At 44.6% G+C, this 2,054-nt stretch carries 2 protein-coding genes; both read right to left on the reverse strand.

Features of this window, described 5'->3' with window-relative positions; genetic code table 11:
* Positions 1–422: 422 nt before the first annotated feature.
* Entirely contained in the window at positions 423–1,646 is a 1,224-nt protein-coding gene (locus O9332_RS23880) for an ABC transporter substrate-binding protein (RefSeq protein ID WP_002761074.1), read from the reverse strand.
* 164 nt (positions 1,647–1,810) lie between these two features.
* A complete protein-coding gene (locus tag O9332_RS23885; protein WP_288027676.1) occupies positions 1,811–1,942 on the reverse strand; it encodes a hypothetical protein in 132 nt (43 codons plus the stop codon).
* Positions 1,943–2,054 lie beyond the last annotated feature (112 nt).

The raw sequence follows: 2,054 nt of genomic DNA on the forward strand, positions 1-2,054 counted from the left end.
AAAAACTTTTTCAGCAGACCCTAATTAGGGGTCTCAAGCTCCCCCTAACGGCCACCGAGAAAACCTTCACCAGCTAAGTATTTTTACTCAAGTCTCTGGAGGGGGACAGCTTATGTGACAGTTGAGGGTGCGGAATGTGGGTTTCTTCTCTCCTGCCAAGGTTCTACATTGGCACGAGAAAAGGGAGGATATTCCTCCCTTCCCTGATGGGTTATACAAGAACTAGAACCTCTGGAAGTGCGTTGCAAGGGAGATGCTTGCAACGAGGTAAGTAGGGAGGCACAATTATTTGTAGGATGGGTTAGCGGTGGCGCAACATGATCGGACGTTGGGTTTCATGCTTCAACCCAACCTACGTTCTGGAAGTGCGTTGCAAGGGATACCCTTGCAACGAGGTGGAAATGAGAAGAACCCCTTACTGATTAATTTTTCACAAAAGTAAATTTACCATTTTTACCATCGGCATCCATTTTAATTTGTGCCACGGAGAATTTATCCTGAATGATTTCCCCTTCGGGAGTAAAAGCAATATCTCCCAGGACAGTGACATACTTACCCGCTAAAATTTCCTGATTTAATTGTTGGCGAATTTGTTCGAGGGAAAGTGTACTGAGTTTATTTTTATCATCTACTCGTTTTAAGGCCTCGACAAAAACTTGAATTCCCGTAAAAGCTTGAGCAGTAAATTGGGGCGGTGCTTTTTTATTTTCTGCTGTATAAGCGGCGACAAAATCCCGATTAATAGGATTATCTAATTCCGGATTATAAGCTTGAGCAATGATAATGCCATCACATTGAGCTTGACAAACTGGGAAAATATTAGAAGTATTTAAACCATTGCCACCAATAATTAATCCCTGATAGCCTAATTGTCGCAACTGTTTGACCAAATTGCCCCCGTCAGCAACCAAACCAGAAATAACCACTAAATCCGGTTTAATATTAATAGCGGCGGTGGCTTGGTTTTGAAAATCTGTATCGGTGGTTTGGAATTTCTGCACGGTGACAATATCAAGATTTAAACTCTTCAGGGTTTCTTGAAAAGTTTCCGTTTCCGATTTACTAAAAGCATCATTTTGGGCAAAAAAGACAGCCACTTTTTTAATCTTGGGATCGATTTTTAAAGCGGTTTTAACCGCATTGGGAGCGACCACAGCCACAGGAGCGGACACCCTACCCACATATTCACCGATCTGGGGGATACCTTTAGCCGTGTTAGAGGGGCCGAGAATGGGAACTTTGGCTCGATCGGCGATCGGACTAGCGGCAAAAGCTTGTTGGGACAGGGACGGACCGAGAATACCCACCACCTTATCTTTGGTGATGAGGGTATTGATGGCGTTGATCGCTCCCGGTTCATCCCCGGTCACATCCTGGATAATAACTTTAATCGGTGTTCCATTGACTCCGCCCTTTTTATTAAAATATGTTTCAGCCATCTTGACACCGATCACCTGTTCCTGTCCCAATAGGGCGAGATTGCTGGTTTGAGCTAAGGCTGCACCGATGGGAATAGCAGCAGTGGCGGCGTTTTCTGCGGGACTGGGGTTAGTTTGACTGGTGGGAGTGCTGGAATTACAGGCCACCACTAAACCAAAAGTGACTAGGGATAATATTAAGGGGATTAATAAACGTTTTCTGAGCATCTTAACTCTCCAGAGACTGATATTGTTGATGACACTATTATTTCGCTAATCGGGTTGATTTCAGCGATAATTCTCGACGCGATCGAACCGGATTCTGCTCCCTTAGCACCCTTTCTTTCCCCTAATTTTGTCGATTAACCTCCCAGTCTCATACTAAATCCTGTTTAAAAGGCATAGGAGAGTGGGGTGTAGGGTGTAGGGTGTAGGGTGTAGGGTGTGGGGAGAAGGGAGAAACAATTCATAACTTGAGAGTTAATCACACTATTGAACCCACATTCCGCACCCTCAACTGTCACATAAGCTGTCCCCCTCCAGAGACTTGAGTAAAAATACCTAGCTGGTGAAGGTCTTCTCGGTGGCCGCTAGGGGGGTCTTGAGACCCCTAATTATGAAAAAATAGGAATTGTT

Source organism: Microcystis sp. LE19-10.1B (assembly GCF_027530565.1).
GTDB lineage: Bacteria > Cyanobacteriota > Cyanobacteriia > Cyanobacteriales > Microcystaceae > Microcystis > Microcystis aeruginosa.